Origin of the sequence: Microbacterium sp. NPDC056736, assembly GCF_042790415.1 — a bacterium.
GTDB lineage: Bacteria > Actinomycetota > Actinomycetes > Actinomycetales > Microbacteriaceae > Microbacterium.
Map to the genome: position 1 here is coordinate 143,705 of NZ_JBHTZE010000005.1, position 20,066 is coordinate 163,770.

Sequence of the window (20,066 nt, forward strand, 5' to 3'; positions counted from 1 at the left end):
CTTGCCGGTTCCAGGTTACGCCTGGAGTCGCCCGGCGATCGCGTCGCCGATGTGCGCGGTGGGGCGGAAGGCGGCGCCCCGGGTCGCGATGTCCTCTTCGACAGCCGTGGTGACGCGCTGTGCCTCGTCGGGCAGCCCGAGGTGGTCGAGCAGCAGCGAGACGGAGAGGATCGCGGCCGTGGGATCGGCCTTCTGCTGTCCTGCGATGTCGGGCGCCGATCCGTGCACGGGCTCGAACATCGAGGGGAACGCGCCGTCGGGGTTGATGTTGCCCGAAGCGGCGAGGCCGATGCCACCGGTGACGGCTCCGGCCAGGTCTGTGAGGATGTCGCCGAAGAGGTTGTCGGTGACGATCACGTCGAAGCGGCCCGGGTTCGTGACCAGATAGATGGTGGCCGCGTCGACGTGGACATAGTCTACGGTCACGTCCGGGTGCTCCTGCGCCACCTCGTCCACCAGCCGCTTCCAGATGCCGCCGGCGTGGACCAGCACGTTCGTCTTGTGCACCAGCGTGAGCTTCCGGCGGCGACGCTCGGCGAGCTCGAACGCGTAGCGGACGACGCGCTCCACGCCGAAGGCGGTGTTCACCGACGTCTCGTTCGCGACCTCGTGCGGGGTCCCGGTGCGGATCGATCCCCCGTTGCCGACGTACGGGCCCTCGGTCCCCTCGCGGACGACGACGAAGTCGATGTCGCCGGGCTCGGCGAGCGGCCCGGGCACGCCGGGGTAGAGCTTCGACGGACGGAGGTTCACATAGTGGTCGAGCTCGAAGCGCAGCGTGAGCAGCAGCCCGCGCTCGATGTTGGCGTCCTTCAAGCGGGGGTCGCCCGGCACTCCCCCGACGGCGCCGAGCAGGATCGCGTCGTGCGCCTTGATCGAGGCGAGGTCGTCGGCGGTGAGCGTGTCGCCGGTGTCGAGGAACCGCGTCGCCCCCAGCGAGAAGCGCGTCTTCTCGAAGCGGATGGCGGTCCCCGCGGTCACCGCGTCCAGCACCTTCTCCGCCTCGGCGATGACCTCGGGACCGATGCCGTCACCCGGGATGACGGCCAGCTTCACGACACGCGACATGGTGCTCCTACGACTTGTGGCGGGACCCTCCCAGGGTAGTGGCCGCGATGACCCCGGCGATGACGACCAGGGCCGCCCCGATGAGCGCGGTGACGGTCACCCCGGCGTCGAAGGCCGCGGCGGCCGCCTCGAACAGTGCCGCACCGGTGCTTCCGCCGAGCTCGCCGGCCGCGTGCACCGCACCGGCCAGGGTCTCGGACGCGGCCGCGGCCGCGGCATCCGGAATCCCCTCGGGGATGATGAGATTCGTGCGATAGAGCGCCGTGAGGATGCCGCCCAGCACGGTGGTGCCGAGCACCGCGCCCAGCTCGTACGCCGTCTCGGAGACCGCGCTCGCAGCTCCCGCCTTCGCCGGCGGCGCGCTCGAGAGGACCAGCTCGTTCGAGACGGTCTCGGCGGCGCCGATGCCGATGCCGAGCGAGATGAAGGCCGCCACGAGCGCCCCGATGCTCTCGGGTCCGGTGGCGAAGGCCACCGCGACGTACCCCGCGACGGAGAACACCAGCGCCACCGGCACGACGATGCGTGCAGGCCACCTCTTCGCGATCGGCACGACCACGAGTCCGGCCACGATCATCATCGCAAGACCGGGAACGAGCGCGAGACCCGCCTGCATCGGCGAGAGGCCGACGATCAGCTGCAGGTGCTGCGCCACGAAGAACAGGAAGCCGACGAGCGCGATGACGCTGAGAAGGTTGACCATGAGCGCACCGCTGAAGCTCCCCCGACGGAACAGGCGCATGTCGAGCATCGGCGTGCGCGCGCGCAGCTGTCGCCGCACGAAGAGCACGCCGAAGGCCAGCCCGGCGAGCATCGGCAGCCACGCCGCGACCGCGAAGCCGTGCACCGCGAGCTCCTTGATGCCGTAGACGATGGGGATCATCGTCGCCATCGAGAGCGCGATGCTGAGCGGGTCGATGCGGCCCGGCTTCGGGTCGCGGCTCTCGGGCACGAGCAGCGGCGCCAGCACCAGGAGCGGGATGAGCACGGGCACCGAGAGCAGGAACACGGATCCCCACGAGAAGTGCTCCAGCAGCAGACCGCCCACGATCGGGCCGAGCGCCGCGCCCGCCGAGAACATCGCGGCCCACACCGCGATCGCCAGCCGCCGCTGGTCGCGGTCGGTGAAGATGCTGCGCAGCAGCGACAGCGTGGACGGCATCAGCATCGCGCCGAACACGCCCATCCCCGCCCGCGCGGCGATGAGCCATGCGGCACTCGGCGCGAAGGCGGCGAGCACGGACACCGCGGCGAACCCCGTCGCGCCGAGGAGCAGCATCCGGCGTCGTCCGAACCGGTCGCCGAGCGTGCCCATGGTCACCAGCAGGCCGGCGAGCACCAGCGGATAGGCGTCGATGATCCACAGCTGCTGCGCGCTGGTCGGTCCCATCTCCAGCGCGATCGACGGCAGCGCGAAGCTGAGCACCGTGTTGTCGACCGAGACGAGGAGCACCGGCAGCATGAGCACGACGAGCGCGGCCCAGCCGCGCCGGCCGACCCTGCGACCCTGGGCGTCGGCGAGCGAGAGTTCTTGAGTGAGTGTCATCATTTCTATACCGTCCAGCCGGTATAGTAACAGGATGCTGCCTGCGCTGTCGATACGATCGACGCCATGAGTCGCCCTCCCCTCGCCCGCGAGAAGGTGCTCGACGCCTTCGAGCAGATCCTCATCGAAGAGGGCGAGCGCTCCGCGACGATGGATGCCACCGCGCGCGCTGCGGGCGTGTCCAAGGGCGGGCTGCTCTACCACTTCGGCACCAAAGAGGCCCTCGAGTCGGCGATCATCGACCGCCTGCAGACCCTGGTGGCGGAGGATGTCGCCGTGATGATCGCGGCCCCGGAGGGGCCGATCGCGTACTTCCTGCGCACATCGGTGATGGCCAACGACCCCATCGACCGCGCGATCCTCGCGACGTCTCGCCTCGCGCAGGGCGGAGACGCCGCGGCCAGCGACGCGCTGCGCGACGTGCGCGAGCAGTGGGCCGCGGCTCTTCGGCCCCACACGAAGGACGCGGTGGCACTCGACCTGGTGATGCTGGTGAGCGACGGGCTCTACTTCAACAACGCGCTCTCGGGCGGCTCGATCCCGGGGCCGGTCCCCCGCGGCCCTGCGCTCGACGCGCTCATCGCCCTCGTCGAGGACGCCACGCGGCGGTAGCGGCCCTCCGCGCGCCGCTCAGTCCTCGGTGACCTCGATGCGGCGGAACAGGTCGGCACCCACCGCTTCACGCATCTCGTCGAGAAGGCCCTCGGGTACCGGCGAATCGACGGTGAGCACCGAGAGGGCGCGACCGCTGGCGTCGGCCTGCGCGACCTGGAGTCCCGCGATGTTGATGCCGGCGCTGCCGAGCTTCTGGCCGTAGATCGCGACGATGCCGGGGCGGTCGGCGTAGCGCATGACGAGGTGGTGACGCTCGATGGGCACCTCGATCTCGTAGCCGTTGATGCCGACCACCTTGGGCACCATGCGCGTGCCGGCGAGCGTGCCCGCGACCGTGAGGACCGAGCCGTCGGCGAGCGTGCCGCGGAGGATCGTGATGTTGCGGTACAGCGGGCTCTCGGACTCGACGATCAGCCGGGTCTCGATGCCGCGCTGCTCGGCGAACAGCGGCGCGTTGACGTACGAGACGTTCTCGCTGACGACGTTCGCGAGGATGCCCTTGAGCGCGGCGAGGCGGTACACGCTCACGTCGTAGGCCGCCAGCTCGCCGCGCACCTCGATGTCGAGACTGGTCAGCGCGCTGTGGGCGAGGCCGGTGAAGAACTGCCCGAGCTGCTCGACCAGCGAGATGCCGGGACGCACGAAGGGGTCGATGACGCCGCCGGCGACGTTCACGGCGTCGGGCACCAGGTCGCCCTCGAGGGCGAGCTTGACCGACTTGGCGACCGAGACGCCCGCCTTCTCCTGCGCCTCGTCGGTCGAGGCGCCCAGGTGCGGTGTCACGACGACGTTGGGGAGGCTCAGGAGCGGGAAGGCGGTGCCGTCCTCGGCGGGGGGCTCGCTGGTGAACACGTCGAGACCCGCGCCGGCGATCTCGCCGTCGGCGAGGGCGGTGTGCAGGGCCTCCTCGTCGATGAGGCCGCCGCGGGCGACGTTGACGACGAACGCGGTCTTCTTCATGAGGCGGAACTGCTCGGCGCCGATCATGCCCGTCGTCTCGGGGGTCTTGGGCATGTGGATCGTGACGAAGTCGCTCTGGGCGAGCAGGTCGTCGAGCTCGAGCAGCTGCACGCCGAGCTGCTGGGCGCGCGTCGGGGTGACGTAGGGGTCGTACGCGACGACGCTCACCCCGAAGGCCTGCAGGCGCGCGGCGATGAGCGCGCCGATGCGGCCGAGGCCGATGATGCCGACCGTCTTCTCGAAGAGCTCGGTGCCGGTGTACGCGCTGCGCTTCCACTGCCCGGCGGCCAGCGACGCATGCGCGGCGGGGATGCGCCGGGCGAGGCTGAGGATGTGCCCCACCGTCAGCTCCGCGGCCGAGATGATGTTCGACGTCGGCGCGTTGACCACCATGACGCCGGCGGTGGTCGCCGTCTTGATGTCGACGTTGTCGAGTCCCACGCCCGCGCGGGCGACGACCTTCAGCACGGGCGCCGCCGCGATCGCCTCGGCGTCGATCTTCGTCGCCGAGCGGATCAGCACGGCGTTCGCGTCGGCGAGGGCCGACAGCAGGGCCGGCCGGTCGGTGCCGTCGACGTAGCGCACGTCGAAGTCGGGACCCAGGGCGTCGATCGTGGCGGGAGAGAGCTCTTCGGCGATGAGGACGACAGGCTTCGGCACGGGTGTTCCTTCGGGGCGGTGCGCGAGCGCGCGGAGCAGGGCGGAGCGGATGCCGCGCCGCACGCCGTCGGGGGCGAGGCCTGTGCCAGCCTACCGCCCGCGCAGGCGGACGCCGGACCGTGTGACGGCGCCGGACGCCGTCAGCCGAGGAAGGACGCGGAGTTGAGCGTCGTGTACGCCACGACGTTCAGCCAGAACACCGCCACCAGCGCCAGGCCCGTGATCGTCACGAGCAGCAGCTCATGCGGCGCCCGCCGATAGCCGATCGCGAACGCGGCGCCCCACACGAGCAGCGGGAACACCGCGGCGAAGATCCAGATGAACCAGCCCAGGGCGTTCAGTGTGAGACCCGCGTCGCCGAAGACCTGGATCGTGGTCACGAGGTTGCCGACCGCGTTCCACACCGCGTACGCGTAGAACAGTCCCACCGCGCCGCAGATGACGGCGACGAGCCAGGTCGGCGTCCGCCCCTTGCCCGCACGCGGGGCTGTGGCATCCGTCACGTTCCCGCTCATCGCCCGACCGCCCCGATCATCACGAACGGCCACGGCAGGAGGAGCACGACCCCCGCCGCGAGCCACGCGAACCTCACCCATGCGCGGCGGCCGCGCGTGAGCAGGAAGGTCGTCGCGAACCACAGCGGCGGCGCGAGCACCGCCAGCCAGAGGCTGCCCTGGTACATGACGTCGAACACGAGGTACTGCGCCCGGCCCTGGAGCCGCAGCCCGCCGATGAGCCAGCCGATCGCGTAGAGCGCGTAGACGCCGCCGAGCACTCCGAGGCCCACGAGCGCGCCGTTGCCCATCGGCGTGCGACCCGCGGTGGTCCCGTCCGTGCCGAGCGAGCCCTCGGAGGCGTTCGCCGGGGCGGCGGCCACCGTGTCGCTGCCCCTGCCCACGGCGGTGTAGCCCTCGGGGAGCGCGGCCGTGACCTCACCCTCCGGTCCCCGGTCGGCGCCGAGGTCGAGCGTGGGATCGTCGTCGCCGTCCCAGCTCAGGGCATCGTCGTCGCGTCCTGTCGTCACGCTCCCAGCGTAGCGCCGGGCCACGCCCGGGCCGGGCCCGGCCGCTCCGGGCGGATCGGCCGAGTGCGACCGGTCATTCGAAGAGGCGCAGCATGAGGGCGTGCCAGGTCTGCGGACCGACGATGCCGTCCGCGGGCGGTGCGAACAGCTGCTGGAACTCGCGCACGGCGGCGTCGGTCAGCGGACCGAAGTCGCCGTCGACGGCGAGACCGGCGAGGAGTGACTGGAGGGCGCGCACCGCCTCTCCCTTCGGCCCGGCGGGACCGTCGCCGAGCTTCACCGTCATGATGAGACTCGGCCAGTCCAGCTGCCCGAGCGTCGTCGAGATCTCGACGGCCCGGAGTGTCTGCTGGAAGTCGCGCACGGCGTCACCGCTCAGCGGCCCGAACTCGCCGTCGGCGACGATGGCGGCTCCGCGGGCCCGCAGCAGGTGCTGCGCGGCCAGCACGCGCCAGTTGGTCGCCTGCGACGAGCCCTGCTTCACCAGAGCCCACGGACGGGGTCCCGGCATGAACGTGCTGAAGAACGACCACGTTTCGCGGCCGGCGATGCCGTCGAGGGAGAGGCCCCACGACTCCTGGAAGAACTCGACGCGCTCCCTCGTGACCGGCCCGAAGTCCCCGTCGACGACGAGGGGGTCCTCGCCCGGCGATCGGGCGAGGCCGAACTGCTGCACGGCGCGGACGGCGTCACCCGTCGACCCCTGCTGCACCGGGATGACCAGGCGCGGCCACGTGATCGGGCCCACGATGCCGTCCGCCGGGACGCCCTCGGCCGTCTGCACGGAGGTGACGGCTGCCGCCGTCGCCGGGCCGTACACGCCGTCCACGGCCACGGCGTGTCCGTGCGCGCGCAGGAGGAACTGGATGCCCGGGACGATCGCTGCCGACGATCCCGGTCCGACGGTGCTCCACGGTTCGACGTTCATGACGGTTCCTCTTCTCTGTCTCGGCTGCGGGGACGCCCCTGGGAGGCGAGGCTCGCCCCGGTCGCGGTGATACACGCGGGGGCATGACGGTCCCTCAGCGAGTCGCGGCCGCGACGGCCTCCCGGACGACGGCGACATCGGTCACGTCATGTCCCGACGAGCCCCCGCCGGGACCGGACGGCGCCTCGTGGCCGGCGCGGGCTCGCGCGGAGAGGTGCACGGCGTGGACCCCGACGGAGAAGAGCGCGGGGATGTCCGCCGGCGTGACGCCGCCGCCGGCCATGACCTCGACGTCGCCCGACCGCGCCGCGAAGGCGCCGAGCGTCGTCACGCCGTCGATCGCCCTGCTCGCACCGCCCGAGGTGAGCACGCGGTCCACGCCTTCGGCCACGAGCATGTCGAACACGGCGTTCGGGTCGGCGGCCGCGTCGATGGCGCGGTGGAAGACGAGCGTGGCCGCGCCCGCGGCATCCCGCCATCGTCGCAGCGTCTCGATGTCGAGCCCGCCCGTGGCCGTGAGCGCCCCGACGACGACACCGCCCGCACCGCGCTCGACGCAGGCGCGGATGTCGGCGCCTGCGAGCGCGACCTCCTCGGCGTCGTAGACGAAGCCGCCCGCGCGCGGTCGCACGAGCACGTTGACGGCCGACGGCTCGGTGGCGGCGAGCGCGGCCTCGAGGAGCCCGAGGGACGGCGTGAGTCCGCCCACCTCCAGCGCCTGGCACAGCTCGAGGCGGGTGGCGCCGGCTCCCATGGCGACGCGTGCGCCGGCGGGGTCCTGGACCGCGATCTCGACGGGTCGTGCTGCGGACATGCCGCGAGCCTAGCCGTGGGCGCCGCTCGGGGACACGGGTCGGGCCCGCCGCTCCCCGTGCGGCGGGCCCCCCGGATTCACGCGAACCGCAGCGAGCGCGGCCTCGTCAGGAGGCTGCGGAACCACACGCCGATTCCCGCGACGGCGTGCGCCGTCGGGCTCTCGGGTGCGATCACCACGCCGCGATCGGCGATGCTGCGGAGAATCCCGTTCTCGCGATTCAGGGCGGCCGCCCGCTCGCGCTCGAGCCGGTCGGCCGTGAAGGTCAGGGCGTACCCGTCCATGGCCGTTCCTTTCATGAAGATCGCCGCGGGTTCGGCGATGTGTGAAGAGAGCGGCGTGAAGTGGTGCCTGATACGCCACTGACCTCGTCGTCCGCGGGGAGTCAGGCGCGGCGCGCCGCGGCGACCGCAGCGGCCACGATGACGGGGTCGGTCACGTCGTGCCCCTCCGCGCCTCCGCCCGGGCCCGAAGGCGCGTCGCGTCCCACAGCGGCGCGGGCGGACAGGTGCACCGCGCGCACACCGGCGCGCAGCAGCGCGGGGATGTCTCGGGGCGCCACTCCCCCGCCCGCGGCCACCTCCAGCCGCTCCCCCGCACGCGCGGCGTATGCGGTGAGTCGGTCGATGCCGTCGATGCTCCGCGCAGCGCCGCCCGAGGTCAGCACCCGGTCCACGTCCTCCTCCAGGAGCGCGTCGAGCACGTCGTCGGGCCGCGGCGACGCGTCGATCGCACGGTGGAAGACGAGCGTCGCGCCGGCCGCGGCATCGCGCCACCTCGCCAGAGCCTCTCTGTCGGCGTATCCCCCGGCGTCCAGTGCTCCCACGACGACGCCGGCGGCGCCGCGGGCGACGCATGCGCGGATGTCGCCCGCGACCAGCGCGATCTCCGCGGCGTCGTACACGAATCCGCCGCCGCGGGGCCGGACGAGGACGTTGACCCTCTCGCCGCCCACCGCTTCGCACACCGCTGCCACCGTGGCTGCCGACGGTGTGAGCCCACCGAGCGACAGCGCCTGGCACAGCTCCAGACGATCGGCCCCGGCGCCGATCGCGGCGCGGGCCCCCGCGGCGTCCTGGACGGCGATCTCGACGATGCCGCTCACACGGCCACCCGGAGGGCAGCCGCCGCGTCGCCCCGGAGCGCCTCCGGGATCAGCGCGTGCGCACTGCCGTCCGGATACCGCTGGAGCGCCGCCTCGGAGCCGTCGGCCCACCGGCCGCGACCCTCGCCCAGCTCCGGCGGCAGGTCGATCACGCCGGCGGCCGGGTCGAGCGCGATCACGTGCACGGCGCCGGCGCCCGTCGTGTAGGCGCGGGGCGCACCGGTCGGCTCGAACGCGCGGATCCACGGTCGTGTGCCGTAGATCGCGTCGCCGTCGCGGCGCAGCCATGCGCCGAGGTCGGTCATCGCACGCTGCTGGAGCCCGGGGATGGACCCGTCGGCGCGCGGGCCCACGTTGATGAGGAGATTGCCGTTCTTGCTCACGACGTCGGCCAGCAGGTGGATGAGCTGCGCGCCCGACAGCGAGTGCCGGGCATCCTCTGCCTGGTTGTACCCGAACGAGTAGCCGAGCCCGCGCGTCGACTCCCATGGATGCCCGATCACGTCCGGCACGTGGGTGTACTCCCTGGTCAGGAACCCGTGGCTCGGCACGCCCCAGCGATCGTTCACCGTGCCGTCGGGCACCGCGTCCAGATAGCGGCGCAGGAGCGCAGCCACCCCGAAGTCATCCCCGCCCTTGCCCCCGTCGGGCCATTCGATGTCGTTCCACAGGACGTCGGGGCGGAAACGGTCGATCAGCTCGTCCACCTGCGCCGCCGCGTAGCGCGAGAACCACTCGTCCCCCCGGCGGAACCGGAACAGGTCGGTGTCGGACTCGATCGGCGGGAAGTCGCCGACGTGCCAGTCCAGCGCGCCCGAGAAGTACACGCCGAACCGCGTGCCCGCCCGGCGGGTCGCGTCGTGGAGCTCCGCGATGAGGTCCCGCCGCGGTCCGCGCCGCGACGCGTTGAACGTCGTGGTCGACGTGTCCCACAGGCAGAAGCCGTCGTGGTGCTTCGTGGTGGGGATCACGTAACGCGCGCCGGCGTCGACGAGCGACGCGACGAAGGCATCGGCGTCGAACCCGGCGGCGTCCCAGTGCTCGGCCAGGTCCTCGTAGCTCGTACCCGTGCCGTAGTGCTCCTGATGCCGCCGCCACGTCGGGCTCCCGGCGATGCGCACCGTGTTGGCGTACCACTCCGCGTACTGATGATGGGCGTACGCGTCCTCGACAAGCACGCCGCCGGGCGGGTGGGCCGGGGCCCAGGCGGGGACCGAGTACAGGCCCCAGTGGACGAAGAAGCCCAGCTTGGCGTCGCGATACCACTCGGGCACCGTCAGGTCCGGGTACTGCGGCGCGGCATCGCCCAGGTCGGGCCCGGTGCGGGTCTCGAAGTTCACGCGCGCACCTCCCCGCGTCCGCGCCGGGCGACTATCGGCTCGAGGGGCGGCTCCTCGTCGGAGGCGGCGAACGGATAGGTGCCGGGCCGCAGACGGGAATGCCCGAGTCGCAGCAGGTCCTGGTCCACCCCGCCCGGAGTCAGCGCGATCGCCCAGCCCGCGGCGAGGTCGTACAGCTCCGGCTCGAGGTAGCCGATCTTCACGATCACGATGTCGGCGTCCTCGGGATCGAGCCCCAGCGACCGGAAGTCGTCCAGGCGATGGAACGGCTTGCGCCGCTCGGTCACGATCGCATGGACCGCGCCGCGGCGCACGACGACCTGCGTCCCGGCCACCGGGTCGCCGTCCGTGATCGAGAAGACCTCTCCGGTGATCTCGACGGGACCGCGCGGCCCGGCATCCACCCGCCCGCCGACCTGCAGCGTGACGGTCGCGCCGACTCCCGCCTCGCGGGCGATGCGCACCGCATCAGGATCGAAGACGGATGCCGCGAGCACCGTCAGCGTCTCGTCCCGCAGTTCGTCGCGCTCGAGGAGCCTGCCCAGCGTCCACGAGACGTCGCCGGCGCCGCCCGCCGTGGGATTGTCGCCGGAATCCGAGATCACGAACGGCCGCGGTGCGCCGTCGGCGAGCGCCTCGTCGAGGGCGTCGTCCAGCGACGCCGCCGGTCCCACGAAGGCGAAGTCCGCTCGCGCGTCCCAGTAGCGCCGCGCGAGCCGCTCGGCCTCCCGCGAGATGACCGAGGGGTCGTCGCCCGTGACGATCACGGTGGCGTGGCAGCGGGGCTCGTCCGCCCAGGCGTATCCGACCCAGATCGCGGCGTCGACGACACCGTCCCGCTCCTCGATCCCGGGGATCTCGGCGTAGATGCCGCGGGCGGGCTCCAGGCGCGTGCTCGTCTTCTCGCCCGGCAGCAGCACCGGCACGCGCACCCAGGCCTTGTGGGGGCGCCGCGCCTCGGGGTCGGCGCCGGTCGCGCGGCGGAGCCGCTCCAGCAGGTTGTGCACGGCGCGCTGCTTGGTGTTGAGCCAGTCCTCGTGCGGCGCCATGCGGTAGCAGGTGAGGAGGTCGACGGCGTCGAACAGCGCGTCGGAGACATTGCCGTGCAGATCCATCGACGTCGACACGAGCGTGTCCGGCCCCAGCGCCTCCCGCACCGCCGTCGCGAGGTCGCCCTCCGCGTCGTCCATCCCCACCACGCTCATGGCGCCGTGGATGTCGAAGAAGAAGCCGTCGAACGGCCCTTCCGAGCGGATGCCGTCGACGATCGCCTGCTTCATGCGCCGGTACGTCTCGGGGTGCACCGCGCCGCCGGGGAGCGACCGCCCGTGCGTGAGGGGCACCCAGTCCGCGGCATCCCGCAGCTCCTCCCCCGCCGCGAGGAAGGGGTAGTACGCGAGCAGATCGCCGCCGGTGCGGATCGTGAACGCGTCGTCGCCGGAGATGTGCGGCGAGAACGTGCTGGACTCGATCGAGATCCCGCCGATCCCGATGCGCGGCCGGCGGAGTCCCGCCGGGTCGGGGGCGCGCAGCGCGCCCTTCCAGATCTTGTCGTGGTCGGGACGCGACGTCACGTGCGGAGCTCACCTTCTGGGAACGGGTCGGGAATGGCGGACAGATCGGATGCCGCGACCAGCGCGGCCGCGCCGAGCACGACCGCGTCGCCGCGAAGCGTGCCGGGCACGATGCGCAGCGGAACCCCGGAGACCGGCGGGTCCGATGCGAGCGTCTCGTCGACGGCGGGCTGGAGCAGGTCCCACGCGGAGGCGACACCGCCGCCGACCACGGCGAGCGAGACGTCCACGAGGGTGGCCGCCGAGACGCATGCCAGCGCCACCGCGCGTCCGGCGTCGGCGAAGACACCGGCCGCGATGGCGTCACCGGCGCGGGCGAGGTCGGCCACCTCTCGCGCCGACGACACCGAAGCACCGCCGACCGACGAGTAGCGGCGCGCGATGGAGGTGCCCGAGGCCAGGGTCTCGAGGTGCCCCGTCCTGCCGCACGTGCAGAGGAGGTCGCCGTACCCCGGCGTGTGACCGATCTCGCCGGCCGCGCCGTGCGGCCCGTGGCGGAGCGCCCCGTCCAGCAGGAGCGCGCCCCCGACGCCCGTGCCCAGCATCACGCCGAGCACGTCGCGTCCGGCCCCCGATCCCCACGCGGTCTCGCCCAGGAGGAAGGCGTTGACATCGTTCTCGACGCGCACCTCCACCTCCAGCCGATCGCCGAGCCGTGCGCCCAGCGGGAAGCCGGCCCAGTCGACGAACATGTCCGAGGCGGCCCGGATGGAGCCGTCCCTCGGGTCCACGACGCCCGCGGCTCCGACGCCGACGGCATCCGGGCGCACCCCGGCCCCGTGCGCGAGGTGCTCGACCAGGAGGGCGGCCGTCTCGGCCATGGCCTCTCCTCCCGTGCGCGCCGGTGTGTCACGCGTCGCGCGCGCGAGCACCGTGCCGTCGGCCGCCACGAGCGCGCCCGAGGTCTTCGTGCCGCCGATGTCGACGCCCGCCACCACGGTGGAGGATGCTGCCGCCGCGCTCATCGGCCACCCAGCCCGGCCATCGCGATGCCCTTGACCAGATGCTTCTGCAGGACGATCACGAGGATCGTGGTGGGGATCATGGAGATGATCGCAGCCGCCATCTGCAGGTCCCAGCGGGTGCCCGTCAGACCGGAGAAGCTCGCGAGGCCGACCGGCAGCGTGCCCAGCTGCGCGTAGTCCACCGTGACGATGAGCGGCCACAGGTAGCTGTTCCAGAACGAGAGGAACGTGAACACCGCGAGCACGGCGACCGCCGACTTCGACAGCGGGAGGATGATCTGGAGGAACGTGCGCACGGGACCCGAGCCGTCCACGCGCGCGGCCTCCTCGAGCTCGAACGGGATGCCGCGGAAGAACTGCCGCATGAGGAAGGTGCCGAACGCGGTGAAGGCGAAGGGGAAGATCAGCGCCTGGTAGGTGTTCACCCAGCCGAACCACTGCATGACCTGGAACATGGGGATGACGAGCACCTCGGCGGGGACCATGAGGGTGGCGAGGAACAGCACGAACACCGCGTCGCGCCCCTTCCACCGCAGCCGGCCGAACGCATAGCCGGCCGTCGTGGAGACGACCAGCACCACCAGCGTCCCCGCGACGGCGACGAACAGGGAGTTGCCGATGTAGGTCCAGAACGGGCCGTACGCGAAGACCTCCGCGAAGTTGCCCCACTTCACCTGCGAGCCCACGAGCGTGGGCGGAACGGAGAAGATCTCCTCGTTCGGCTTGAGCGCCGAGAACAAGGCGTAGACCAGGGGCGCCACGAAGACGAGCGCGGCGAGATAGACGAAGACGTGGGCGATCACGAGCCGCACGCGCTCGCCCTTGGTGCGCGCTCCCGAACCGCGGCGCGTGGCGTCGGCCGCCACGAACTCGTCGTCGGAGGTCATGAGCAGCGTCTGCTCGACGGCCGTGTCGAGGTCGGTGTCAGTGCTCATAGTGCACCCACTTCCGCTGCGCGGCGAACTGCACGCCGGTGATGACGATGATGATCGCGAACAGGATCCACGCGGCCGCCGCCGCGAGGCCCAGGTCGCCGAAGGTGAACCCCTGCTCCCAGATGAACATCACGAGGGGCTTGGTGGCGTTGCCCGGCCCGCCGCCGGTGAGCAGCTGCGGCTGCGCGAACACCTGCAGCGCCGTGATCATCGTCATGATCGTCGCGAAGAAGATCGACGGCGAGATCATGGGGATCATCACGCTCCAGATCAGCCGGAAGCCCCGCGCGCCGTCGATGCCCGCCGCCTCCAGCACGCTCTCTGGCAGCTGCTCCAGCGCGGCCGAGAAGATCAGCATGTTGTAGCCGAGACCCTGCCACACGCTCATCGCGACGACCATGATCATCGCCCAGGACGGGTCGGCCAGGAAGTTCGGCAGCGTGATGCCGAACCAGCTCTGCGCGACGCCGTCGAACAGCCCCTGCGGCTGCAGCATCATCTTCCACACCAGGACGTTCGCGACCATGGGCACGACGACCGGGATGAAGAAGAGGACACGCAGTGCGCCCCGGCCGCGGATCCGCGGTCCGAGGCCGATCGCGAGCGCCAGGGAGAGCGCGATGCTGAGCGGGACGTACAGCAGCGTGTACACCGCCGAGTTGCGCAGCGCCGGCCAGAAGTCCGGGCTCTCGGTGAACAGCTTGGCGTAGTTGTCGACGCCGTTGAAGGCGCGCTCGCCGAACGTCGGCCAGTCGAAGACGCTCATCACGATCGACAGCCCGACGGGCACGATCGTGAACAGGGCGAGCCCCACCAGGGCCGGGCTTGCGAAGCCCAGCGCCTGGCGGGCCTCGGCCCTGGCGAGCGACCCGCGACGGTTCGTCGTGGTCGTCATTGCTCTGCTCTCTTGCTCACGGGAAGGGGCTCGTCACCGAACCCGTCAGTTGCCGAACTGCGCCTGGGCGCTCTCCAGCAGCTCCGGCATCTCCATCTGGCCGTTGTAGACGCTGACCAGGTTGGGCTGTATGTAGCTGTCGAGCTTCTCCCAGTTCTCCGTCATGTACAGCGGCACCGTCGTCGCGAAGGCCGACTCGAAGACCGTCTGCACCTGCTCGCGGTACTGCTCGTCGATCGACTCGAAGTACAGCGGCTGCGACTCCGTGCGGGCCGGGTACGAGCGCCCCGAGGATGCGATGTAGTCCTGCGCGTCCTTGCCCAGCAGCGATCCCATGACCGCGAGCGCCTCCTCCGGGTGCTCGCACGTCTTGGAGATGCCGTACCCCGAGCCGAGGATCGGGCCCGAGTTGCCGTGGTCGCCCGACGGAAGCGGCGCCATGCCGGCGGCGAAGCCGGACTCGTTGTCGAGGTAGCTCACGGCGTTCCAGGTGCCGTCGACCGCCATCGCGGCGTTGCCGCCGGTGTACTGGTTCTCACCCCAGCCCGTGTCGGACGCCGAGGCGACCGGCGCGGCGACGCCCAGGTCGGTCACGAGCCCCGCGTACCACGTGGCCGCGTCGACGAAGTCGGGCTCGTCGATGTGGAGCGTTCCGTCCTCGGATGCCGGCTGCTTGCCGGAGAGCGCGATGGGCATCGACATCCACTGGTACCCGCCCATGCCCATGCCGAAGCCGTACTTCCCGTCCTTCGTCGCCGCCTGGGCGATGTCCTCGAAGTCGTCGAAGGTCCAGTCGATCTCGGGAGTGGCCGCACCGGAGGCGGTGAGCATGTCCTGGTTGTAGTAGACGAGCATCGTCGCCACGTCGAAGGGCACGCCGTACAGACCCCCCTCGAAACTGAGGATCCCCTCGGCGCCCGGGTTGAAGTCGGCGAAGTCGAGCCCGGCGGTCGCGAGGTCCTCGTCGCTGAGCTCGCGGAATCCCTCCGTGAAGCCGCCGAGCTGGGCTCCGCTCATGCCGGTCACGCAGGCCATGTTGCCGCTGGCCATGTTGGTCGTGAGCTTCGTGAAGAAGTCGTTCCACGGGGCCGTCTGGAGCTTCACCACGACATCGGGGTTCTCCTCCTGGGCGATCGCGACCTGCTCCTGGAGGGCCTTGGTGTCGGACTCGCTGCCGGCCCACATGTCCACGACGATGGTGGGCTTCCCGTCCGCGGAGCTGCCTCCGCCGGAACCGCTCGCGCACCCCGTCAGCACCACTGCGACGCCGGTGGCCGCGGCCACCGCGCCGACGCGCAACTTCTTCATCGAATGCCTCCTTGGCAGCCATACTGGAAAGGTTGTTTCGATTCCCGAACAAACCTTGTACTCTTGTGTCGCAAGTCACCATCGCAGGTTTCGATCGGTGGCGCAACCTGAACATCGGATGTTTATCGACGTGTGATACTTCGTGACGTCCCGGAAACACGCCCGGCCCCACCTCGCGAGAAGGACCATGACCCCGGACAACGACCGCTCCTCCGCCCCCGACGACGATGTGGCACGGCGGATCATCGACCTGATCGCGCGCGGCGAGGCGCGCTCCCGGAGCGAGCTGGCGGCGGCCCTCGGACTGGCCCCGTCGACGGTGAGCCTGCGCGTGCAGTCGCTGATCGACGCCGGAGTGGTCGACGAGCGGGGCGACGGCACCTCGCGCGGCGGGCGTCGCCCACGGCTGCTCGGAATCGACGACGCCTCGGGTGTCGTCCTCACCGCGGATCTGGGCGGCGGTCACGCCCGGATCGGCGCGCACGCGCTCAGCGGGGCGCTGCGCGAGACGCGCTCGATCCCGGTCGCGCTCGCCGACGGCCCGGAGGCCACGCTCGATGCCATCTGCGCCGTCTTCGACGAACTCGCGCAGGGGACGACCGTCCGCGCCATCGGCATCAGCCTTCCGGGCCCGGTCGACATCGCGACCGGCACCGTCATCCAGCCGTCGCGGATGCCCGGCTGGCCGGGCTTCCGCGTCGCGGACCACGTGCGCTCGCGCTACGGCGTCACCGTCGCGGTCGACAACGACGCCAATCTCGCGGCCCTCGGCGAGCACCGTGCCCAACTCGGCGCGTCAGGTCACAGCATCACGGTGAAGGCCGGCACGGCCATCGGCAGCGGCATCATCGTGGACGGCCACATCCACCGCGGAGCGACGGGCGCGGCGGGCGACATCACCCACACGCGCATCGACGCCAGCGGCGACATGCCCTGCTCGTGCGGCAACACGGGGTGTCTCGAGACCGTCGCCAGCGGAGCGAGCCTCGTCCGGCAGATGCGCGAGCGCGGCCGCACCGAGGTCCGCACGACCGCGGATGTGCTCGCCCTCGCCTTCGACGCAGAGCCGGAGGCGACCAGCCTGGTGCGCACCGCCGGCACCCATCTCGGTCAGGCGCTGTCGGGCGTCGTGAACTTCTTCAACCCGCACGCGGTGTTCCTCACCGGCAGCATGAGCGCGTCCGAGCCGTTCATCGCCGCCGTCCGCAGCCGCGTCTACGAGGCATGTCATCCGCTGGCGACGCAGCAGCTGCGGATCGAGGCCGCTCAGACCCGCGCGGACGCCATCCTCCACGGCGCCGCGCGGTGGGCGCTCCACAACCTCGAGCTGCCCACTGCGCCCTGATCCTCACGCCTCCAGCGTGAGCTCGATCACCGGCACCAGCACGTCCGGGCGCGGCACCGGCAGATGCACCGTGAGCGTGCCCGCCGCCTCGCCCGCAGGAGTCATGTGGCTCGCCTGCTGCGCGGGGTCGCTGACCGACGTCCGCAGCCAGGAGCCGTCGTGCAGGAACCGCGCGTAGGCGACCCGGCCCCCGAGATCCGGCAGGTGCACGAACCCCAGCGGCCACGAGAAGAGGTGGAGGTAGAGCCGGTCTCCGCGCCGGGTGTACACACCCTCGCGGGGAGGTTCGAAACCCGCGTGCCCCGCGCCGACGACGGCTCGCCGGTGCAGACGCATCCATTCGCCGATCTCCGCCAGCGTGCGCTCGTCGCGCGGAGCGATCGCGCCGCGCCCGTCCGGGCCGATGTTCAGCAGCATGTTGCCGCCCATCGACACCGAGTCCGACAGCATCTGCACGAGCAGCGTCGCCGACTTCTGCTCGGTGTTGTCGCGGTGGTAGCCCCACGAGCCGTTCATGGTCTGGCAGGCCTCCCACACCTGCGGCTCGCCGTCGGCCATCAGCGGGGCCGTCGGCTGATACTGCTCGGGCGTGACGAAGTCGCCGGGGATGCCGAGCCGGTCGTTGACCAGCATGTCGGGCTGGAGGGAGCGGCACATCGCGAGGAGGCCCTGGGCGTCCCAGTCCTCAGGCCCCTTGCCCGGGAGCCCGTCCGCCGGCTCGGGATACGTGAAGTCGAAGAAGAGGTAGTCGATCTTGCCGTACCCCGTCAGCAGCTCGCGCACCTGAGCGTGCAGGAACGCGCGGTAGCGCGCCATGTCGCGGCCCCGGTTGAGCTCCGCCAGATCCTCACCGCGGCGCGGGTGGTTGGCATCCACCGTGAAGTCCGGATGATGCCAGTCGATGAGCGAGTGGTACAGCCCGACGCGGAGCCCCTCCGCGCGCAGCGCGTCGACGTACTCGCGCACGAGATCGCGTCCGCAGGCGGCCATCGCGTTGAAGTCGCTCACCGCGGTGTCCCACAGCCCGAACCCGTCGTGATGCTTGGTGGTGAGCACGACGTACCCCATGCCCGTCTCCTTGGCACGCCGCGCCAGCGCCGGGGCGTCGAAAAGGTCGGGGTCGAAGTGGTCGAAGTACGGGCGGTAGTCCTCGTCGGTCAGCCGCTCGTAGTTCTGCACCCACTCGTGCCGCGCCGCCGCGCTGTACAGACCGAAGTGCACGAACATCCCGAACCGCGCCTCGTCGAACCACTGCTGTCGCATTCCCGCCCACTCGCCTCTCGCTCTGCCGAGCCTCCATCCTGGCACAGACATCGGATGTCTGAGGGCTACCGGACGCGAAGAGCCCGCCCCCAGAAGGGGCGGGCTCTGAATCGCACCTCGGTGCGGATGCCTCAGGGCTCGGTCAGCGCGCCGCGCTTCCCTCCACGTAGTCGGCGTCCTGCTGCTTCCACGCGAAGAGCGAGCGCAGGTCGCGACCGACCGACTCGATCGGGTGCGCGGCGGCCTTCTCGCGCAGCTCGAAGAACTCCTTGGCGCCGTTGTCCTGGTCGTCGATGAAGCGCTTGGCGAACGCGCCGGACTGGATGTCGGCGAGCACCGCCTGCATGTTCTCCTTGACGTGCGGGTCGATGACCCGGGGGCCCGAGACGTAGTCGCCGTACTCGGCCGTGTCGGAGACCGACCAGCGCTGCTTGGCGATGCCGCCCTCCCACATGAGGTCGACGATGAGCTTCAGCTCGTGCAGCACCTCGAAGTACGCGATCTGCGGCTGGTAGCCGGCCTCAGTCAGCGTCTCGAAGCCGTACTGGACGAGCTGCGAGACCCCGCCGCAGAGCACGGCCTGCTCGCCGAACAGGTCGGTCTCGGTCTCTTCGGTGAAGGTCGTCTTGATGACGCCCGCGCGCGTGCCGCCGATGGCCTTCGCGTACGAGAGCGCGGTGGCCCACGCACTGCCCGAGGCATCCCGCTCCACGGCGATGATGTCCGGGATGCCGCGGCGCGCGACGTACTCGCGGCGCACCGTGTGGCCCGGGGCCTTCGGGGCCACGAGGATCACGTCGACGCCCTCGGGGGCCTCGATGTAGCCGAAGCGGATGTTGAAGCCGTGCGCGAACGCGAGCGTCTTGCCCGGGGTCAGCTTGTCCTTGATGCTCTCGTTGTAGATCGAGCGCTGGTGCTGGTCGGGCGCGAGGATCATGATGAGGTCGGCCCACTCGGCCGCATCGGCGACCGACTTGACCTCGAAGCCCTCGTCCTGCGCCTTCTCGGTGGACTTGGAGCCCTCCTTGAGCGCGATGACGACCTCGACGCCCGAGTCGCGGAGGTTCTGGGCGTGGGCGTGGCCCTGCGAGCCGTAGCCCACGATCGCCACCTTCTTGCCCTGGACGATGCTCAGGTCGGCATCGGCGTCGTAGAAGATCTCAGCCATCTTCGTGTTTCTCCTTGATGTTGTGGTCTGTTGGTCGGGGATCAGCCGCGCAGGACGCGCTCGGTGATGCTCTTGCCGCCGCGGCCGATGGCGACGAGGCCGGACTGGGCCAGCTCCTTGATGCCGAAGGGCTCCAGCGCCCGCAGGAAGGCCTCGACCTTGCCCTTGTCGCCGGTGACCTCGACCACCAGCGCGTCCGGCGCGTAGTCGACGATCTGGGCCCGGAAGAGGTTCACCACCTCGAGCACGTTCGAGCGGGTCTGGTTGTCGGCGCGCACCTTGATGAGCATGTGCTCGCGCTGGACGGATGCCACGGGGTCGAGCTCGACGATCTTGATGACGTTGATCAGCTTGTTCAGCTGCTTCGTGACCTGCTCGAGCGGCAGCTCGTCGACGTCGACCACCACGGTGATCCGCGAGAGGCCGGGGACCTCGGTCACGCCCACCGCCAGCGACTCGATGTTGAAGCCGCGACGGGCGAAGAGCCCCGCGACGCGCGTGAGCAGGCCCGGCTTGTCCTCGACGAGGAGGCTCAGCACGTGACTCGACATGG

General features: G+C 71.1%; 20 protein-coding genes. 2 read left to right on the top strand and 18 right to left on the bottom strand.

Annotated elements, in window-relative coordinates:
* Window positions 1-15: 15 nt before the first annotated feature.
* The gene (locus ACFRAL_RS11835) at window positions 16-1,068 is read right to left on the bottom strand and encodes a 3-isopropylmalate dehydrogenase (protein WP_378883056.1); all 1,053 of its coding nucleotides are present in this window, start codon (window positions 1,066-1,068) and stop codon (window positions 16-18) included.
* A gap of 7 nt (window positions 1,069-1,075) precedes the next feature.
* Window positions 1,076-2,617 (bottom strand): MFS transporter, encoded by a 1,542-nt coding sequence (locus ACFRAL_RS11840; RefSeq protein WP_378883059.1) that lies wholly within the window; start codon window positions 2,615-2,617, stop codon window positions 1,076-1,078.
* A 63-nt stretch (window positions 2,618-2,680) separates the two neighbouring features.
* Here ACFRAL_RS11840 and ACFRAL_RS11845 point away from each other — a divergent pair, with 63 nt between their 5' ends.
* Window positions 2,681-3,226 carry a TetR/AcrR family transcriptional regulator gene (locus ACFRAL_RS11845; protein WP_378883062.1) on the top strand — a complete coding sequence of 182 codons (546 nt, stop codon included), beginning with the start codon at window positions 2,681-2,683 and terminating at the stop codon, window positions 3,224-3,226.
* A gap of 18 nt (window positions 3,227-3,244) precedes the next feature.
* On the opposite strand, the gene serA is transcribed toward ACFRAL_RS11845, so the two are convergent.
* The 13 genes from serA to ACFRAL_RS11910 all read right to left on the bottom strand — a co-directional run bounded on the left by serA (window position 3,245) and on the right by ACFRAL_RS11910 (window position 15,737).
* On the bottom strand, window positions 3,245-4,849 hold the full coding sequence (gene serA, locus ACFRAL_RS11850; RefSeq protein WP_378883065.1) for a phosphoglycerate dehydrogenase: 1,605 nt from the start codon (window positions 4,847-4,849) through the stop codon (window positions 3,245-3,247).
* A gap of 140 nt (window positions 4,850-4,989) precedes the next feature.
* Window positions 4,990-5,352, bottom strand: a complete 363-nt coding sequence (locus ACFRAL_RS11855) for a bacitracin resistance protein (protein WP_378883068.1) — start codon at window positions 5,350-5,352, stop codon at window positions 4,990-4,992.
* Between the two features lie 8 nt (window positions 5,353-5,360).
* Window positions 5,361-5,873, bottom strand: coding sequence for a DNA polymerase III subunit gamma/tau (locus ACFRAL_RS11860; protein ID WP_378883071.1), 513 nt, complete (start codon window positions 5,871-5,873; stop codon window positions 5,361-5,363).
* Between the two features lie 73 nt (window positions 5,874-5,946).
* Window positions 5,947-6,801: a peptidoglycan-binding protein gene (locus tag ACFRAL_RS11865; RefSeq protein WP_378883073.1), complete on the bottom strand. Its 855-nt coding sequence runs from the start codon at window positions 6,799-6,801 to the stop codon at window positions 5,947-5,949.
* 94 nt (window positions 6,802-6,895) lie between these two features.
* Window positions 6,896-7,615, bottom strand: coding sequence for a copper homeostasis protein CutC (locus tag ACFRAL_RS11870; RefSeq protein WP_378883076.1), 720 nt, complete (start codon window positions 7,613-7,615; stop codon window positions 6,896-6,898).
* Between the two features lie 77 nt (window positions 7,616-7,692).
* Window positions 7,693-7,899 (bottom strand): hypothetical protein, encoded by a 207-nt coding sequence (locus tag ACFRAL_RS11875; RefSeq protein WP_336396875.1) that lies wholly within the window; start codon window positions 7,897-7,899, stop codon window positions 7,693-7,695.
* A gap of 101 nt (window positions 7,900-8,000) precedes the next feature.
* A complete protein-coding gene (locus tag ACFRAL_RS11880) occupies window positions 8,001-8,720 on the bottom strand; it encodes a copper homeostasis protein CutC (RefSeq protein ID WP_378883079.1) in 720 nt (239 codons plus the stop codon).
* Complete coding sequence (locus ACFRAL_RS11885) at window positions 8,717-10,060, bottom strand: alpha-L-fucosidase (protein ID WP_378883082.1); 1,344 nt, start codon at window positions 10,058-10,060, stop codon at window positions 8,717-8,719. Before ACFRAL_RS11885 ends, ACFRAL_RS11880 begins: the two co-directional genes overlap by 4 nt.
* On the bottom strand, window positions 10,057-11,592 hold the full coding sequence (locus tag ACFRAL_RS11890) for a M81 family metallopeptidase (protein ID WP_378883330.1): 1,536 nt from the start codon (window positions 11,590-11,592) through the stop codon (window positions 10,057-10,059). The genes ACFRAL_RS11885 and ACFRAL_RS11890 overlap by 4 nt, the downstream gene beginning before the upstream one ends.
* A gap of 38 nt (window positions 11,593-11,630) precedes the next feature.
* A complete protein-coding gene (locus ACFRAL_RS11895; protein ID WP_378883085.1) occupies window positions 11,631-12,599 on the bottom strand; it encodes an ROK family protein in 969 nt (322 codons plus the stop codon).
* Entirely contained in the window at window positions 12,596-13,534 is a 939-nt protein-coding gene (locus ACFRAL_RS11900) for a carbohydrate ABC transporter permease (RefSeq protein ID WP_378883088.1), read from the bottom strand. The genes ACFRAL_RS11895 and ACFRAL_RS11900 overlap by 4 nt, the downstream gene beginning before the upstream one ends.
* Window positions 13,524-14,429 carry a carbohydrate ABC transporter permease gene (locus ACFRAL_RS11905; RefSeq protein ID WP_378883091.1) on the bottom strand — a complete coding sequence of 302 codons (906 nt, stop codon included), beginning with the start codon at window positions 14,427-14,429 and terminating at the stop codon, window positions 13,524-13,526. The genes ACFRAL_RS11900 and ACFRAL_RS11905 overlap by 11 nt, the downstream gene beginning before the upstream one ends.
* Before the next feature lie 45 nt (window positions 14,430-14,474).
* The gene (locus ACFRAL_RS11910; protein WP_378883094.1) at window positions 14,475-15,737 is read right to left on the bottom strand and encodes an ABC transporter substrate-binding protein; all 1,263 of its coding nucleotides are present in this window, start codon (window positions 15,735-15,737) and stop codon (window positions 14,475-14,477) included.
* Window positions 15,738-15,924: 187 nt separating this feature from the next.
* Between ACFRAL_RS11910 and ACFRAL_RS11915 the strand changes: the two genes are divergently transcribed.
* The gene (locus ACFRAL_RS11915; protein WP_378883097.1) at window positions 15,925-17,082 is read left to right on the top strand and encodes an ROK family transcriptional regulator; all 1,158 of its coding nucleotides are present in this window, start codon (window positions 15,925-15,927) and stop codon (window positions 17,080-17,082) included.
* A 3-nt stretch (window positions 17,083-17,085) separates the two neighbouring features.
* Here the strand turns inward: ACFRAL_RS11915 and ACFRAL_RS11920 are convergent, their stop codons facing one another.
* The 3 genes from ACFRAL_RS11920 to ilvN form a co-directional block, all read right to left on the bottom strand.
* A complete protein-coding gene (locus ACFRAL_RS11920; RefSeq protein ID WP_378883100.1) occupies window positions 17,086-18,345 on the bottom strand; it encodes an alpha-L-fucosidase in 1,260 nt (419 codons plus the stop codon).
* A gap of 142 nt (window positions 18,346-18,487) precedes the next feature.
* On the bottom strand, window positions 18,488-19,513 hold the full coding sequence (gene ilvC / locus ACFRAL_RS11925) for a ketol-acid reductoisomerase (RefSeq protein ID WP_378883102.1): 1,026 nt from the start codon (window positions 19,511-19,513) through the stop codon (window positions 18,488-18,490).
* Between the two features lie 41 nt (window positions 19,514-19,554).
* Complete coding sequence (gene ilvN / locus ACFRAL_RS11930) at window positions 19,555-20,064, bottom strand: acetolactate synthase small subunit (RefSeq protein WP_336396873.1); 510 nt, start codon at window positions 20,062-20,064, stop codon at window positions 19,555-19,557.
* Window positions 20,065-20,066: the final 2 nt, after the last annotated feature.